18 protein-coding genes and 1 riboswitch are annotated in these 16,288 nt (G+C 47.2%); of the genes, 6 read left to right on the top strand and 12 right to left on the bottom strand.

Annotated elements, in window-relative coordinates:
- From CYJ37_RS06270 to yeiL, 5 genes are all read right to left on the bottom strand, one after another.
- Window positions 1–355, bottom strand: a 355-nt coding sequence (locus CYJ37_RS06270) for an isochorismatase family protein (RefSeq protein ID WP_101548574.1), incomplete at its 3' end; no start/stop codon positions are given.
- A 98-nt stretch (window positions 356–453) separates the two neighbouring features.
- Window positions 454–795 carry a hypothetical protein gene (locus CYJ37_RS06265; protein WP_224948605.1) on the bottom strand — a complete coding sequence of 114 codons (342 nt, stop codon included), beginning with the start codon at window positions 793–795 and terminating at the stop codon, window positions 454–456.
- A 152-nt stretch (window positions 796–947) separates the two neighbouring features.
- The gene (locus CYJ37_RS06260) at window positions 948–1,970 is read right to left on the bottom strand and encodes a serine hydrolase domain-containing protein (protein ID WP_224948604.1); all 1,023 of its coding nucleotides are present in this window, start codon (window positions 1,968–1,970) and stop codon (window positions 948–950) included.
- A 167-nt stretch (window positions 1,971–2,137) separates the two neighbouring features.
- A complete protein-coding gene (locus tag CYJ37_RS06255; RefSeq protein ID WP_022544611.1) occupies window positions 2,138–2,605 on the bottom strand; it encodes a hypothetical protein in 468 nt (155 codons plus the stop codon).
- Window positions 2,606–2,790: 185 nt separating this feature from the next.
- Window positions 2,791–3,486: a transcriptional regulator YeiL gene (gene yeiL / locus CYJ37_RS06250; protein ID WP_101548568.1), complete on the bottom strand. Its 696-nt coding sequence runs from the start codon at window positions 3,484–3,486 to the stop codon at window positions 2,791–2,793.
- Window positions 3,487–3,593: 107 nt separating this feature from the next.
- On the opposite strand from yeiL, the gene CYJ37_RS06245 reads away from it, so the two are divergent.
- Window positions 3,594–4,784 carry an MFS transporter gene (locus tag CYJ37_RS06245; RefSeq protein WP_101548566.1) on the top strand — a complete coding sequence of 397 codons (1,191 nt, stop codon included), beginning with the start codon at window positions 3,594–3,596 and terminating at the stop codon, window positions 4,782–4,784.
- Window positions 4,785–4,964: 180 nt separating this feature from the next.
- Window positions 4,965–5,402 (top strand): PH domain-containing protein, encoded by a 438-nt coding sequence (locus tag CYJ37_RS06240; RefSeq protein ID WP_101548564.1) that lies wholly within the window; start codon window positions 4,965–4,967, stop codon window positions 5,400–5,402.
- Between the two features lie 166 nt (window positions 5,403–5,568).
- Here CYJ37_RS06240 and CYJ37_RS06235 read toward each other — a convergent pair whose 3' ends face one another.
- From CYJ37_RS06235 to CYJ37_RS06210, 7 genes are all read right to left on the bottom strand, one after another.
- Window positions 5,569–6,537 (bottom strand): LCP family protein, encoded by a 969-nt coding sequence (locus tag CYJ37_RS06235; RefSeq protein ID WP_101548562.1) that lies wholly within the window; start codon window positions 6,535–6,537, stop codon window positions 5,569–5,571.
- Window positions 6,538–6,552: 15 nt separating this feature from the next.
- A complete protein-coding gene (locus CYJ37_RS06230; protein ID WP_009794641.1) occupies window positions 6,553–7,191 on the bottom strand; it encodes a helix-turn-helix domain-containing protein in 639 nt (212 codons plus the stop codon).
- Window positions 7,192–7,496: 305 nt separating this feature from the next.
- Window positions 7,497–8,129: a copper homeostasis protein CutC gene (locus CYJ37_RS06225; protein WP_009794642.1), complete on the bottom strand. Its 633-nt coding sequence runs from the start codon at window positions 8,127–8,129 to the stop codon at window positions 7,497–7,499.
- Window positions 8,130–8,146: 17 nt separating this feature from the next.
- A complete protein-coding gene (locus CYJ37_RS27640) occupies window positions 8,147–8,281 on the bottom strand; it encodes a hypothetical protein (protein ID WP_009794643.1) in 135 nt (44 codons plus the stop codon).
- Between the two features lie 10 nt (window positions 8,282–8,291).
- Window positions 8,292–9,152 (bottom strand): MBL fold metallo-hydrolase, encoded by an 861-nt coding sequence (locus CYJ37_RS06220; RefSeq protein WP_101548560.1) that lies wholly within the window; start codon window positions 9,150–9,152, stop codon window positions 8,292–8,294.
- Between the two features lie 69 nt (window positions 9,153–9,221).
- Window positions 9,222–10,598: an amino acid permease gene (locus CYJ37_RS06215; RefSeq protein ID WP_101548558.1), complete on the bottom strand. Its 1,377-nt coding sequence runs from the start codon at window positions 10,596–10,598 to the stop codon at window positions 9,222–9,224.
- A 160-nt stretch (window positions 10,599–10,758) separates the two neighbouring features.
- Window positions 10,759–10,838: riboswitch (glycine riboswitch) on the bottom strand.
- Window positions 10,839–10,995: 157 nt separating this feature from the next.
- Window positions 10,996–12,654 (bottom strand): alkaline phosphatase, encoded by a 1,659-nt coding sequence (locus CYJ37_RS06210; protein ID WP_101548556.1) that lies wholly within the window; start codon window positions 12,652–12,654, stop codon window positions 10,996–10,998.
- 309 nt (window positions 12,655–12,963) lie between these two features.
- Here CYJ37_RS06210 and CYJ37_RS06205 point away from each other — a divergent pair, with 309 nt between their 5' ends.
- The 4 genes from CYJ37_RS06205 (at window position 12,964) to CYJ37_RS06190 (ending at window position 16,282) form a co-directional block, all read left to right on the top strand.
- A complete protein-coding gene (locus tag CYJ37_RS06205; protein ID WP_129613098.1) occupies window positions 12,964–13,674 on the top strand; it encodes a uracil-DNA glycosylase family protein in 711 nt (236 codons plus the stop codon).
- 66 nt (window positions 13,675–13,740) lie between these two features.
- Window positions 13,741–14,244, top strand: a complete 504-nt coding sequence (locus CYJ37_RS06200) for a DinB family protein (RefSeq protein ID WP_009794651.1) — start codon at window positions 13,741–13,743, stop codon at window positions 14,242–14,244.
- On the top strand, window positions 14,244–14,675 hold the full coding sequence (locus CYJ37_RS06195) for a hypothetical protein (RefSeq protein ID WP_101549633.1): 432 nt from the start codon (window positions 14,244–14,246) through the stop codon (window positions 14,673–14,675). The genes CYJ37_RS06200 and CYJ37_RS06195 overlap by 1 nt, the downstream gene beginning before the upstream one ends.
- Window positions 14,676–14,818: 143 nt before the next feature.
- The gene (locus CYJ37_RS06190) at window positions 14,819–16,282 is read left to right on the top strand and encodes an ABC transporter permease (RefSeq protein WP_101548552.1); all 1,464 of its coding nucleotides are present in this window, start codon (window positions 14,819–14,821) and stop codon (window positions 16,280–16,282) included.
- The last annotated feature ends 6 nt before the right edge of the window (window positions 16,283–16,288 follow it).

The following is a 16,288-nucleotide window of genomic DNA, read 5'->3' as shown; positions in this document are numbered from 1 at the left end:
CAGTGTCAATGCAATACTGCGTAGCACAGCCCATAATCACAAGATGCTCAATTTCTTGGGAACGCAAATGCTCTAAGAGCCCTGTCCCATGGAAAGAATTAGTGGCCGTCTTATTGAAAGTTACCGCATCCTCAGGAACTTCAATTCCATTATGGACCTGAAATCCCTCTCCTTCCCCACCTGCAATATCAAGGTCTCTGACAAATACAGCCGGAATATCCTTTTCCCTTGCTTTGCCAATAACCAGATTGATATTTCGGATCAGCTGCTCTTTATTAAAAACCGGACTGCTCTCACCATGACTTCCATCAATCAATGCCTGCTGGGCATCAATCACCAATAATGTCTGCTTCAAAATGATTTCCCCTTTCAACTATAAAATGCTGTTGGCTAATTAACTGCTTCTTCTATCTCCCTTATAACCATCCATCTCCGTTAATCAGGCCCCAATTTTCAATTGGTAAACAACCTTGCCAGTACCTCTCCATCCTTCACAATCAACTGCTCATAAAACACGACAGCATTTTCGTTATTTCTTAGTCTGATGACCCTGTTCTCAAACCTCTTCTCCGCACCCCGAAAGTGCCGGATCGATTGTCTCATGCCGTCTACCGCTGCTCGCTTCGTAAAAAAGACTGGTTTTTCATTCCCGCCATTGAAAAAGGCCACATAATAATCATCGGCCATCTTTTCTGCCAGGGATGTATCCCCTGAGTTCATAGCATGGCTCCAGCCGCGAATAAATTCATCATGCATTTTGGTGAATTCGTCTAAGCGATTATAGACTTCAAGCATTGTCATCCTCACTTTCATTTTCCGCTTAAAGCTCTATTTCGGCAGGGAGAGGTGGATTTCCTTCTTGGAGCCGGTGAATGAAAAGAACCTGTCCCCAATTTGGGTACAGGCACCTTTTTTAAGTATGTAAAGGCCGTAAGCAGCCTACTGATTCAAAATAAAGATCGATAAATCTCCCCAATAATCCCCTTCATCTGATGAACCCCCGAGTCCGTATTCATCATGATGACAAGGCCGGCCCCCTTATATGGATAAGCAGCCATCATACATTGAAAGCCGACTCCCCATCCAAGAGAGGAGATTTCAAGCTCTTTATCCGATCCGTCTAAAAACACACCCAGACCTGCCCAGTCTTTGCCTTGCTGCTGGATTATTTCCTTTGCTTTCTCTGCAGAGAGACCTATTTTGCTCTCACCATTTATTGCATTCATCAACTCAATAACCAGCCCGGCTAATTCAGCAGGGGCTGTCCATAGCCCAGATGCCGCTGGATATGGATAAACAGAGTACTTTTCCTCAATCAACTGTCCATTTTTGTCATGTCCGCAAGCATAATTCTTACCCGAAATCATCCTTGGAAAAGAGCTGTTCTCCATTTTTAATGGCTCAAAAATCAACTCATATGCGAGCTCCTCAAATGATCTTCCAGTCACATCTTCAATCAGCAGCTGCACAATGCAATAGCCGGCATCTGAGTAATGAAATTCACTCCCTGGCACATATGCCGCCTCTATGGGGACACTGCAATATGCTGTTTTTCCTTCCAGCAGCTCAGCCATTGAGGATGCTTCGTTTCTAAAACCCAACTCCATAAAACTTCCCGCCGGATCCACCACTCCTGATTGATGGCTGAGCAGCTGGCGCAGGGTGACCTTTTTTTCCACAGTGACCCTATTATCAGGAACCTTCCAGCTTTGCAGCCTGTGATTGATATCCTCATCCAAATGAAGAACCCCTCGTTCCGCTAACACCATCACCAGCATTCCTGTCAGGAACTTGCTTATTGAGCAGGCATTGAATATAGATTCTGCCTGCACAGCATTGTCAGTTCCCACTTCCAACAGCCCATATTGGTCCAGCCTGCTGATCTGGCCATTTTCAATCAGCGCCAGACTCAGCCCCTTTACCTGATAATAATCCATCCGTTCCTTTACGTTGATGAGATTATGTCCCATTCCGCACCCCTGTTTTTTTAACATCATTATACCATTTAGTGGAAAGTACTTTCTCTTACCATATAAAAAAAAGCCTGTCCCCCTCATTGGTAACAGGCTTTTAGCAGTGTGATAAAGACAAACGGATAACCTCCTCTTAAGACAGTGCCGCGCCAGCTTTCAAGATTCTACCGGCTAAAACGCATCTTCTCAATTAAATGTTGTAAAGCATACAATAAATACGCTTTATAGTGGATATAGAGAAAGAACTGGAAATAGCTGATACGAGTTAGGCGGACAATCTTTACCTTCTTGAGAAATGGCAGGAAAACCCATGCGAAAACCACATGAAAAAGAGCATTTAGCAGGATGAATTTTTTAAAATTGCCGTATGAATATTTAAGGATCCACAGAGAAACTGGCATATAAGGACCTATATCAAATGGCAATTCATCCCTTATAAATGATTTAGGCTGATCATAAAATTTCCACCACTTTTTGTGACGTCCATAAAGATGGTTCGTTATCTCAAATATACTGATGATCGCGCCTGCAATTCCATATCGCTTGAAGCTGCGCTTACCGATAAACAGCAGCGAAAACCAAGGGATCATAATGATCGATAAATTAAATACCACATGCCGCCTCGATAACATAAATGAACTTCACCTCACCCTGAACGGTTCCTATCTTTATAAGGTATCCAGATAAGAGGAAAAAATCCAGTTACTGATTGCAAAAGGACTTCTCGTTGCAAAATTGCTCTTACCACCAAAATTGCCCAGCAGGATTGTTTCACATGGAACATAAAAACCAGGGGGACAGACCCCCTGGCCCATTCTTAAAAAGAGCCAAGGGACCCGTCCCCCTGGTTCCTCAAAACCCCAGCCAATTCCTCCAGTCTTCCCCGGGATTCAACTAGATATCGCATTCCTTCTTTCCGCAGGTATCCCTGTTCACAGAACTGGGCGAGTACATGCAGCAGGTGCCGATAGGAAACTCCGAGGAAGTCGCAGACGGTTACATGCTTCTCTTTATACAAATCCCCGTCCGCTGTTTGCAGGATGAAGTCTGCAAGGCGGTTTTCGAGCGGGAAGGCGAGGCTTTGGGAGTATTTAGCAGCCATATTGGTGGCTTTGAGGCTGAGGAATTTGGTGAGTTCACGCAGGAATAGCGTGTCCTCGAGCATTTGATTACGGTATTGGTTTAGGGGAATGGCAAAGCAGATGGTGCGGGTGGAGGCCTGGATGCCTTTTGTGTAGTAGACCTCATGCAAAAGCTCCATCTCGCCGATATAGTCATGAGTGTTAATGAAATTGATGAGAGAGACTTTGCCGTTTTGATAGGTGATGTAAATTTTGGCTTTTCCTTCGATAACATAAAAGAGGTAATCAGGGCGCATACCTTCGCGTATGATCCATTCGTCGCGCTGGTATTCGTGGACTTCGATGCCTTCTTCGATAGGAAATGAGAAAAGATGGGCAATGCTGTGCTTCTCAAGGTGACGCTGCTTTTCTTTCTGCTGAACTTTTTTCATTTTGCATCCCCGCTTCCTTTTTCTCTCAAAACAATCTCAAAATATGAGATATCTCATATTATTTTACTTTTCCTCTTGGTATGATGCAATCATTGGAGGAATGAACGATGAATTCACAACGCTGGATGAGTAGACAATTTTTTAGTTTCTTTTTTACCTGGGGGATCTTTCTTCCCTATTGGACCGGATGGATGATCCATACAAAGGGAATGACGGTTGGCCAGGCTAGCCTGATTATGAGCCTGGGGCTTGTAGTGCGCGGCTTGTCAACACTGTTTGCCTTCCCCTATCTGTCAGGGAAATTCAGCAGCAAGGTATTGATCAATGGAATGGGCATCGGGACGTTCGTTATCCTGCTGCTTTGCATCCCGGCTGATTCGTATTCGACTTTACTTGCTGCAGTTCTTTTTCTGCACTTCTTTTATCCGACCCTGATGCCGGCGATGGACACGGCTGCCGGTGTGCTTGTGCAGCATAAGCAGCTGAAGAATTACGGGAAGAGCCGCTCATGGGGATCTCTGGGGTTCATTATCAGCGGTCTGATCCTGACGATGTTCACTGGCCGGTTCGGGGACGGCTTCATTCTTTGGGGGCTGCTGTTCGGTGTATTTATGCTAACCTGCCTGGGGATGATGCAGGCTCCTGATGTGCTGTCCCAGAAGCCAAAGGCGGACGCCAGGAGCAGAGGCTCGCTGCTGAGGCCATTCAAGGCCCAGCACTTCGGGATTGTGCTCGTGATCGTCATCCTGCTGCAGGCGGCACATGCCTCTTATTACAACTATGGCTACATTTTTCTGCAGGAAATCGACGCGCCGAAATACATGATCGGAGCGATCCTGAATATTGGGGTCGTCGCAGAAATCCTGTTCTTCCTTGTCGCCGACCGCGTCTTCCGCAATGTTTCACCCGGTTCCCTGCTGGCACTAGCGGCTCTCGGCAGCACCGTTCGCTGGATCCTTGTGTTCGCCTTCCCGAATGTAGCGATGTTCTCGGTGTCGCAGCTGCTGCACGCTCTCTCCTTCGCCATGGGGCATTATGCATTCATGAAATACATGATCCAGTACATCCCGCCGAAGGATGTCCCGATCGCCCAGGGCATCTACTCTGCGCTCGCCCTCAGCTGGAGCACGGCAGTATTCACCATCTTTGGCGGATACCTGTATGAGATTGAGCCAAGATATGCCTTCCTCGGGATGCTGGTGTGTACGGTGCCTTCGCTGATTGTGGCGCTGGTTTATCGGAGGATGGCGCATAAGCAAAATATTGCTGGCGTCCATGCTGCTGTAAAAGGTGCTTAAAAGAGAAAAGCCTGGACGTTGCGTCCAGGTTTCTTTTATTTTAAAAGCAGCAGGCCAAGCTGCTTTTAAAATGAAATATTCAAAAATCCACCTTTAACCAGGTACAGGCAGATTGATAAGGCTCAAGTACTCTTGAAACCTTAACATGTTTCATTCGTAATAAAACATGGAGGTGCTTGTATGTATTTTCCGTCCCGAAAGGACTCCTGGCTGACCATACTTATTTGGCTATTTGCTTTTCTTTTTATTATCCCGCCTGTATTTTCCCCTGATTTCGGAGTATGGCTGACACCTGAATTCCTTGATAAACAATGGATAAAGATAGTTGTCCTCTGGTCAGTTGGTTTCTGTTTATTATGGATTTGGTTCAAAACCGGATATACAATAAAAAACGATTCTCTCCAAATACAATCTGGCCCTTATAAGAAGGAAATCGACATTAGTGAGATTCGAAGCATTAGAAAAACAAATAATCCTTTTACAGCTCCCTCGCTTTCCATAGATAGAATTGAAGTCAACTATGGAAAATATAATACAATACAGATTTCACCTAAGAACTTAGATGGATTTATCAGTGAATTAAAAATGAAGAAACCCCATATTCAAATAAAAAATTAGACCAAAAGCTACTTCACCTGTGAAAATCCCTCTGCATCTTCATTTAATTTCTAGAAGTTATCTCAAATAAACCTGGGCTCAATCAGCATGTTATGCTGCCGGGACTTTTTCAGAGTGAATAGAAAAAAGCTGCAGCACTCCCCCCAGGAAGGCTGCAGCTCTTTCTTTATTCAGCGGTTGTGCCGGTTTGAACACTGGCTGGTTCTCCATCCAGGAACGCCTGGATGGCTTCTGTATTTTGTTCAAAGTCGATATCGAGCGCCAGCCCGATTCCATCATATCTTTCATTGGTATATGAGTTTTCAACAGGAACGGTCAGAGTCTCCACTGTCTCCGGCTGCTTCAGGGCAAGGCTCTTCATTAAGCCGAGAAGGTCTGCACCCTTAAGGTTTGTCTGAATATAGGGCTGCACGGTGCCGAGCATCTTAGGCAGTTTAAGGACGCCATTAGCACTCAGGAGCTGATCCTTCATGGCATTGATGACCTGCTGCTGGCGGCGGACCCGTCCGAAATCAGCTTCGGCATCTTTGCGGAAGCGGGCATATCCAAGCAGTTCCTGCCCATTCAGCCTTTGGAGCCCAGGCTCGAGGGAGACACCGATATTAGCGGACATCTGCTTCTCTACATCGATTTCAATCCCTTCCGGAGCAAGAGCATCAACCACTTTTTCAAACCCTTTAAAGTCGATCAGGGCATAATATTCAATATCCAGGTCAAAATCATTTTTCAGCGTTTCGCGGAGCAGGTCCGGTCCGCCCAGATAAAATGCAGTGTTGAGTTTGTAATTTTTATAGCCTGGGATTTCTGTGTAGATATCCCTCATGACGGAAATAACCTTGGCCGTTCCTTCCTTCGGGTCATATTGTGCGACCATGATAGAGTCTGTGCGTGACTTTTCTTCATCCGGACGTGCATCGACTCCAAGCAAAAGGACGTTGATCTTATCATCAAGGCTTTTCACCCCATTGAACTCAATATCCTCTTCTTTTTGCTTCGCCTTCACCGGGTCAGCCATGTCCACACCCGCCTGGTATTGGTAGGCGAAATAGCCGCCGGCTGCCACAATCATCAGCAGCAGAACAGTGAATACTTTCCATCCGCGTTTTTTCTTTTTATTGCGTGCTAGTCTGCTCATGTTATCTCCAATCCTTTATATAGTCTTTGTTTTTTTCATCGGAAGGGCGTTCATGGCCCAATGGATCACCACGGCATCGTCTAAATATCCGACCGGAAAGAGGTAATCCGGGATGCAGTCAACAGCGGCAATGAAGTAAAGTAGAGCGCCTCCCATCAGGGCAAGCTCCGTCTTCGTGCCTTTTTTCAAGGAGAATTTCTCGTACATTTCCTGCAGCTGCTGGATAAAGGGTCCCATGCCTGCCACTTTTTTGACCTTCTCATCAAACTGGCTGAGAATCCTCCCGGTCCCTTCCCCTGTCTGTGAAAGCTCTTCATATTTTGCCAGCTCTTCTTTCACATCTTCAAGACGGAATTCCCCGTCCATCAGGTGGGCCGTTTTGAGGATATCCTGAATCTGGCCAATCGAGTCATTGCGCTCTGGCGCGGGGCCGAGCGGATAGCCAGCGGCCTCATATAATCTGGAGATCGGAACGTTCAAATGCTCGGCAAACCGCTGCAGATGCTCAGGGGTCGCCTTGCGCTTTCCGTTGACGATCTTCGAAATCACTGCTGGATCGATCCCCGCCAGCTGGCCCAGCTTTCTCATCGAAAGTGAGCGCTCTTTCAGCAGCCCCTTCAGAAGCCCGCCAATTTCCTTGCTATTCTCTGCCATGCTCTCTTTCCTTTCTAGCTATATCACTTCTATCAATATTACAGAGAGTGTTGACGTTTTGTCAACATTCCTCAGAAGGGAATGCTTGGTTAGGGCATTATCTGTTTGCGAGGGGATTTTTTTAACTGGCAGAAGGAATTTCCAGACGCTTATTTGCGAGTCTCGGGAGATATTTGCGACTCCTGGAAGATATTTGAAACTTTACCTTTTTATTTGCGACTTTCACCATATATTTGCAACCTGCCCATCTTGCGGGCACAAAAAAAGAGACCGTTCCGCACGGCCTCCCTCCCACTAATTCGCACTTACCCAACAATCCTAGTCCCATGAATCTCTCGAATATCCAGCTCTGCCGCAATCTCAGGAAGATTTTCATCCGTAATCCCGCCGCCCGGCATGATCGTAATCCGGCCTGCAGCGTGTTCCATATACTCCTGAAGACGCGGCAGATTCTCAAGGATTCCAGACTCAGATGGCCCGCCATGCGTCAGAACCCGGTTCACACCATGCTCCGCCAGCCAGTCTATGGCCTGCAGCTGCCTGTCATGCCGGATATGGTCAAACGCCATATGAAAGACAGTCTCCAGCCCTTCTGCAAGCTCCAATAAAACCTTCATAGCCCCTTCATCAATCCAGCCATCCTCCGTCAGGCAGCCGAACACCACGCCATCTGCGCCGAGCTGCTTAAGATGAATAATGTCTTCCTTCATAACCTCGATTTCTTCCACTCTGTAGACAAAATCTCCGCCCCGCGGCCTCACCATCGCCATGACTCCCGCGTTATGCCTGCGGCAATAGTCGATTGCCTTCACGGCAACACCATGGCTGACGGTTGTCCCTCCGACCGAAAGATTATCGCACAGCTCCACGCGTTGGGCGCCTTTACTGATCTTCTCGGGAATCAGTGTCAGATTTTCTACACACACTTCCTTCAGCATCTTCTCATCCTTTCGGCTTAAAGCATGTCCCTTAAATTAGTTTGGATTGAATCGGGCAGCATTTGAAAAAACAGCCCCTCAAATAGGATATCCAATACGCCTGCTGCAATTAATAGAAGCAGCAGGATCACCAGCCATCTCTTTTTCGCCATCTTCATCCCCCTATCCTATAAAACCATTCACAAAGTATATGAGCGTTTCTTGTTCTTCATTGGTAAGCGGCCGGCCGTAAAACGCTTCAAGACCTTTTTTCATCTTGTCCTGATCGCCTTCGTACGCTGCCACTAAGTGGGACAGAGTCCGGAGCAGGCTCGCCTCCGCCTGGTATTCTTCTTTTGTAATAGGCTTCCAGTGGGAGATGATATACGTATCCGCATTGAACATCTCAATTTTATCAAGCATGTCGAGTGTTGCCTTGGCCGTAAAACGCCAGGTTGGCGCATACATCTTCGGCGCAGTCGCATCGGCCAGAAAGGCGATCCGCTCTTCTTTTATATAAATAATGACCGAATCAGGGGCGTGGTCTCCGCCCACCTGCTTCAGGACGCAGGTGATGCCGCCAAGGTCGATCGTCATTTCATCCTTGAATGTTATGTCCGGCAGGCTGATCCGGATAGGCCGTTCCTGCTGCGGGAATTCTTCCTTGATCGCATCCGCACAGAACTGGATCTCAATTCCCTCCTCAACCCGCTCGTCCAGTGATCGGTCATCCCACTTAAATGGGACCAGTTTTTCCATCTCCACCCTTGTATCAACAGAGGCAATCGACGGAATATCCAGGGATTCAAGCCCAAAGATATGGTCCCAATGCCAATGGGTAATGGCTGCCACAGTTGGCTCCGGCCTACCCGCTTCTTTTAATTTTTCCAAAAATAGCTTTGCGTGTGCCGCAGAATTGCCGGCATCTATCATTAAGGTATGCTTATCCCCCGAGACAGCCATCAGGATCGGCCTGTCTGTCGGGCCGACAGGCGTTAAATATGAAATCCTGTCTGACCATAGAACCAATTCTTGCTCCATCATTCAATCTCCTTTGGCTGATTTCTATGCCCTTTCTTTATAGCATAATTCAGGGAGATAATCATGGCCATCTTAATGTACTCCTTTAACCGCAGGCACTTCTTCCTTCTTCTTCTTCCCTCTGTAAAAATAGACTACATACAGCAGAAGGAACCACACAGGCGTCAGCAGGAGCGCCGGCCTTGTTTCTTCGGCAATCAGCATGATCAGGAGGATCATCGCAAACAATGCGAGAACGAGATAATTCACTAATGGAGTGAACGGCGCCTTGAAAGCAGATTCCGCATGCAGCTCAGGGCGCGTTCTTTTATACTTCAGATGGCAGATCAGGATGACGCCCCATACCCAGATGAAGCAGATTGCGCTGATGGTGGTCACAATGGCAAACGCCTGTCCTGGCAAGAGCTTGCTTAAAAGAGCCCCCACTGATACGACCAGGGCAGACAGCCACAGAGCGTTGGCCGGTACATGCTGCTTATTCAGCCTGTTCAGACGTGCCGGTGCCTGATTGTTTTTGCTTAGGCTGAACAGAATCCGGCTCGTTGAGAACAGCCCGCTGTTGCAGGCAGATGCAGCTGAAGTCAGGACGACGAAATTGATGATTCCAGCTGCAACCGGGATCCCGATGAGGCTGAAGGTTTTCACAAAGGGACTTTCTGCTGCATTCAGGTCTGTCCATGGATTGATCGACAAAAGGACGATCAGGGCGCCTACATAGAAAAACAGGATGCGGAGCGGGATCTTATTGATGGCAGACGGGATATTTTTCTGCGGGCTGCTCGTTTCCGCTGCCGAAACGCCAACGAGTTCCACGCCAACGAAGGCAAAGACTACCATCTGGAAGGAAAATAAGAATCCTGCCGCCCCGTTCGGGAATGCTCCGCCATGTTCCCAGAGATTGCTCAGCGAAACGGTTCCCGCATCGGTCTTAAATCCGGTGATCAGCAGGAAGATGCCGACTGCGATCAGCCCAAGGATCGTAATTACTTTTATTAGGGCAAACCAGAACTCCAGCTCCCCGAACAGCTTGACTGTCAGCAGGTTGAATCCGAGCAGGATAATCAGGGAGATGATGGCCGGCACCCATTGCGGGATGTCGAACCAGTATTGAACATAGACGCCGACTGCGATTACATCGGCCATCGCGGTCATGATCCAGCAGAACCAATAGGTCCAGCCTGTCACAAAAGCTGCCCGCGGTCCAAGATAGTCTTCGGCGATATCTGTGAAAGATTGATAGCCCGCTTTTGATAAGAGCAGCTCCCCAAGTGCCCTCATGACAAAAAACAAGGCGGTTCCGACGAGCAGATATGCAAGGATGATGGACGGGCCGGCCTGCTGGATCGCTTTTCCGGACCCAAGGAACAACCCTGTCCCAATCGTGCCGCCAATCGCGATCAACTGTACATGCCGATTGGCTAAATCTCTTTTTAACTCCTGCTGTGCCATTCCTGATTCCTCCTCTTAAAATGGGGTCTGACCCCTTAGATGTGAAATATTGAACACAAAGTTTTACTGCAATAAAAAAAGAGACTGGGGAATCCCCAATCTCCTGATCATCAGAATAACGAATATAAAGGCAAGTCATAAAGCATGCCAAATGTATATCCAATACTCTTCTGTCCTTTTGCCTGAGATGGTGAACCCTTCGGCGCCGCGGAAACCCGCGGTCTCTCCAGAAGCTGCTCCTGCCACAGCACGACCCATGGCATTCATAGCTTGGTATGAAATTATACAGCAATATTTTTTATATAATAGTAGCGAACGGGTCTTTTGTCAACCGTTCCGTTTTCCTTCTCTTACAAAAAGAAAAAGGCGCCTCCCCGGGGAAGCACCTCTTGTACCATTATTTAGACAGATTCAAAGCCTTTTCGGAAACATAGAAATCTTTTCCGTTAAAGACCGTGACGCCATCGAGTTTTTTCGTGACAATCCTGTTGTTCTGGGCTATATGAGCGATATTTTTGTTCACAGGCAGTTCGATCTTTGTCTTGCTTTTTTCTGCGATAAAGACCGGGTTGTTCGCATCTGTTACATCAATGCGGGTCTTGTAGCCTTTTTTCTCAAACGACTCTTTCGCATTGACGAACAGCTTGTCTGTAACGGATTTCAGGCTGAAGCCCATATGCTTTGCCATTGCTTTAGCAATATCAGTGTTATCGATCAATCCGAAAGGCCTTGATGGTCCATATGCGTACAAGAATACATCCTCGCCGGTATGCCCGCCAGTCGAGAAGCCGATATTCGCGCGGTTTGCGAGCATTTTGGCCATATCAGACTGCAGGTTTGCGGACGCCTTCAATTTATCGAGTTCTTCTTTTGTCAGATTATCCAATCCGTACAAGCCGGCCACTTTTTCCATGTTTGAGCGGTCTGCTTTCAGTTGGCTTAAGGCCCCTTCAAGTGTCATGGACGCTTTTTTCAGCGGGTCGATATAAGCTGATACAGGAATTTCCGGGTAATTGCTGTTTGTGTTGACGTTCCCCATTGTGATTCCGCTGTTTCCGTGGTCACTGACTGCGATGACCATTGTGTTGCCGTCTTTTTTCGCAAAATCGAGGGCTTCTTTCACTGCATCATCAAATGCCAGTACATCACTAAGAATTCCGACGGTGTCATTGGCATGCGCTGCCCAGTCCACCTTGCTTCCTTCAACAAACAGGAAGAAGCCTTCTTTGTTCTTGTCCAGCGTTGTGATCGCTTTTTTCGTCATATCAGCCAGAGAAGGCTGGCTGCTCTTTGCAGCCTTTCGGTCAAAGTCATAGGCCATTGCGGAAGGCGCAAATGAGCCCCAGATTTTATTTGATTTCGATTTTAGGAGGGCTTCCTTTGTCTCGACAAACTGGTAGCCGTTTTGGCTGATCACATTCAATAGATTCTCGCCATCAACGCGGGCATTCTTGGTTGTTCCTGGTGCCAGAGATTCTTTGCCTCCGCCAAGGACTACATCAATGCCCTGGTATACCTGCTGCTCGGCAATGTCCTGATAATTGCTGCGGTGCGCCGCATGTGATGAAAATCCTGCAGGCGTTGCATGCTGAATTTCAGATGTGGAAATGATTCCTGTCGACTTTCCAGCCAGCTTTGCCCCCTCGAGCACATTGGCCACCGGTCTGTGGGCATCCTTCTCGCTGACTGGAGAGACACCCGGTGTATTCACCAGTGCAGGCAGAAGCCCGATTACCTTGTCATTGCTTTTATTGCCTGTCGCTAAAGCCGTTGCAGCAGGTGCAGAATCCGTGATTGCCGATTCTGCGGAATGGGTGCGCACCCCCCCGATGAGGATCTCATCCATCGCCAGATTCCCGCCTTTGTACCATCTCGCCAGGTTAGTGGCCCCTGCGCTTGTCCCGTCCATGACCATCATAATGACATTGGCAGGCTCTTTCTTCTTGTTGTCCTTTGCCTCAGCCAGGTGATTGTTTACAGCAAATCCCAGAGAAGAAAACGCAACAGCCGCAGCCACAGAAATCCCGGCAACCTTATTCCTCAAATGATTCTTCATTTCAAATCCCCCTTTAATTGATAGTTTCTAATTATCAGCATAATGAGGATGTATTAATTTTCTTGTGATATTCTGTTAAGTGATTGTAAATTGCAGGAAACAGGACATATGGCATGTTTTATCCTTTGTTAAAAGTAAGATTTTATTAGGATATTCTGCTCAAGTTCCGAGCTGAAGTGAGCAGTGCCTAATGATTTCCTCATAACTCCTTTTAGAATATGCTCCTTGCAAGCAGGATAATTAACCAACCCTTCATCTGCCCCTAATTTGTGGTAAAGTCATCCATATATGATAAAAAAGAAAGGGAATATGATGATAAACAAACAGCTTTATAACTTATACGAAAAATATTATCCAGGCATGCTCTCTTCTCTTGAAGGAAACAATCTCAGCAACCCTCTTCTTCTGAAAATAAACGATGAGGAACAATATCAAAAAGCCGACTTAAAAGTAATGTTCTTGGGCCAGGAAACGAATACATGGGAAGGCAGCCTGGGCTCTAAATCCATAGAGGAGCTGCTGGGGACCTACTCCAGGTTTTTTGGCGAGGGGAAGTGCTTCCGCTATGGAGGGCCTTTTTGGAACACGGTAAAAGATTATACCGGGGATATAAAAGAAGCTTACCCGGACAAGCGTGTTGAGATAGTCTGGAATAATCTTATCAAGCTAGGAAAGGAAAACAGCAAAGGCGCTCCCAAGAAGAGTCTGGTAGCTATTCAAAAGGAAGCATTCCCTGTGATCAGGGAAGAATTGGAGATCCTGAAGCCTGACGTGGTTCTATTTTTCACAGGACCGCGATATGACCAATACCTGAAAGCCGAGTGGCCGAATTTGACCTATCATCCACTCGCTCATGAACCTGCTGGAAAACTAGCAAGGTTAAAGGGAGGATCTTTGCATCCCCAGGCTTTTCGCACCTATCATCCTAATTATCTTTACAGGGCAGGCAAACCGTTTTACAACTCTGTAAAAAAGTCCATCATCAGCAGCATATCAATTACACCAAAAGTATTTCCTTGAAAAAACAGGTAATTCTCTTCAGACAGGGAATATATTGGTGAAGAATTGAAGCAAGGAGGAATGAAGATGTTTCAGACATTGGATGGTTTTTTAAAGCTATGGAACTATGAAGTACATACAACACAGAAGGTCCTCGACCAGCTGACAGATGAATCCCTGTCCCAGGAGGTCACAGCCCAGAACTGGACACTGGGAAGGATTGCCTGGCATACGGCAACAGCAATCGGTGTAATGGCCTCTCAAACCGGCCTGGCTTTTGAGGCACCCGCCAAAGACTATCCGGTCCCCCAATCAGCCAAATTCATTTCTGATATCTACCAAAAAGCGAGCAGCGCTCTCGCTCATGCAGTCAAGGAGCAGTGGACAGATAAAACTCTCAGCGAAGAAAAAGACTTCTTCGGCCAAAGAATGTCAAACGGCCAGCTGTTATTCTTCATCATCCAGCACCAAATTCACCATCGCGGGCAAATGACCATCCTTATGCGCCAGGCCGGGTTAACGGTTCCCGGTGTTTATGGCCCAGCCAAAGAGGAATGGGCCATGATGGGGATGGAAGCTCCGCAGATGTGATGATGAAAAGAATTCTGCTGCTTTTCCCATTCGTTTTGATAATTTTCGCAGCTTCCGCCCAGGCATTAAGCTGGGCCTACCCTTTCGTCGTCTGGGATGGAAATGTTTACGAAGTGACAGATGAAAACGTGCCGGAAAGCCTAATCGGAGAGAATATTGGCGAAGTAGAAACCCGCCCTGATGACATGACGGGAGAATACTACGGGAATGCTTCCAATGAATATCAGATTGGTACAAATTATTTTGAGATAAAGGATCTGCCAACTGACGAGGGCATAGCTGTTGAAATTGCGGACAATGAATGGCGAAAAGCAGTCTTTGCCCATGAGGCTCCTTCTCATTGGATGGATCTGGTTCCTTATGTTCTCCTCACCCTTCTATTGCTGGCAGCTGCCATCGCTATTGCTTTTTACCTTAAGAAACGGAAATAGAACAGGTGCCTTCCCCGCTGATATGCAATACGGGGCCAGGCACCTGTTTTTATTCCTTTTTAGGCAATACTTCGTTCACATTTTTGCCATAAATTCCTCTTAAGATTAGCCTTGTACCCAATTTGGCTAAAGGAGAGAAATGTATGAACTTTTTAAAAAGGTCTTTTTTAAGCGTGAAAGCCAGGAAAGGTAAAAGCCTGCTGCAAATTTTTGTTTTCACGGTCATTTGCGTCCTGGTTCTGGCCGGCCTATCCATTCAGACTGCCGCCAAAAAATCGGGCGATCTTGCCCGGCAGAAGCTTGGCGCCAACGTCACCCTGCAGGTCGATATGGAAAAGATGCGCGAGCAGATGCAGTCCCAGCAGACGAACGGAGAACGCATGCGATTCCAGTCTGCCCCGATTCCTGCAGAAGCAGCAGAAGAACTGACCTCATATGAACAAATCAAAGGCTATAATTTCTATTCTTCTACTACTGCCCTTGCTTCAAGCTTTGAACCAATCACAAATAATGAGTCAGGAACAACAGAAGAAGGCACCACAGAATCAGCTGCTCCGGGCGGCAGGATGGGCGGCGGGATGGCCCAGGGAGACGTCAGCCTTCAGGGAGTAAGCTTTACTGATTCCACTGCGGAATTCATGGACGGCACTGCTTCAATCATCGAGGGTGAACATATTACGGAAGACGACCTGGGAAAAAACGTTGTTCTCATTGAACAGACTCTTGCAGAGGAAAACGGACTGAAGGTGGGCGACTCCATTACAGTGGCCAATCCAAGAGATGATTCGGCCACACTCGAGCTCCAAATCAAAGGTATCTATCAAACAGCTTCCACAGGCTCTGACCAGGGCATGGACTTTACTGCCATGATTCCATATAACAAGCTTTATGTGCCTTATACCAATGCTGCTGCACTTAAAGGCAGCGGCTATGAGGGGACCATTGACAGTGCCACTTACTATATTGATGATCCTGCTGATATGGAAAGCTTTGTCGCACAGGCTAAAAAGGAGAGCAGCATTGATTTTGAAACCTTTAAACTTGATGCAAATGATCAGCTGTACCAGCAGATGGTCGGGCCAATCGAGAACGTAGCAAGCTTTTCAAATAATATTGTTTATCTTGTCTCTATTGCAGGTGCCATCATTTTGGGGCTGATTGTGATGATGTCGATTCGTGAACGCAAATATGAGATGGGCGTCCTTTTGGCAATTGGTGAACGGCGCTGGAAAATGGCCGGCCAGTTCATCGCTGAGATTCTTCTCGTTGCGGCGCTTTCCCTCGGAATTGCTACTCTCAGCGGCAATATCGTGGCCAAAGAAGTGAGCGACCAGCTATTGAATCAGGAATTGCAGTCAGCTGCGGTAACCTCAGAACCTGAATCCTTCCGCGGCGGGGGGATGCGCTTTGGCGGCGGAATGCCGGGTATGCCTGAAGCTCAATCAGAGCAGGCTGAAACCATTCAGGAATTGGACGTAAGCGTCACAGCAGAAGATCTTGCCATGCTTGCAATGATTGGCATTCTGATTGCAGCCCTGTCTGCCCTGCTGCCATCCTTAACGGTTTTGCGTCTTCAGCCTAAAACGATATTGAGCAGACAGGATTAAAGGATG

Source organism: Bacillus sp. UMB0728 (genome assembly GCF_002858875.1).
In the GTDB taxonomy this organism is placed as follows: domain Bacteria; phylum Bacillota; class Bacilli; order Bacillales; family Cytobacillaceae; genus Bacillus_AB; species Bacillus_AB infantis.
This window is presented reverse-complemented; position numbering and strand designations above follow the sequence as displayed.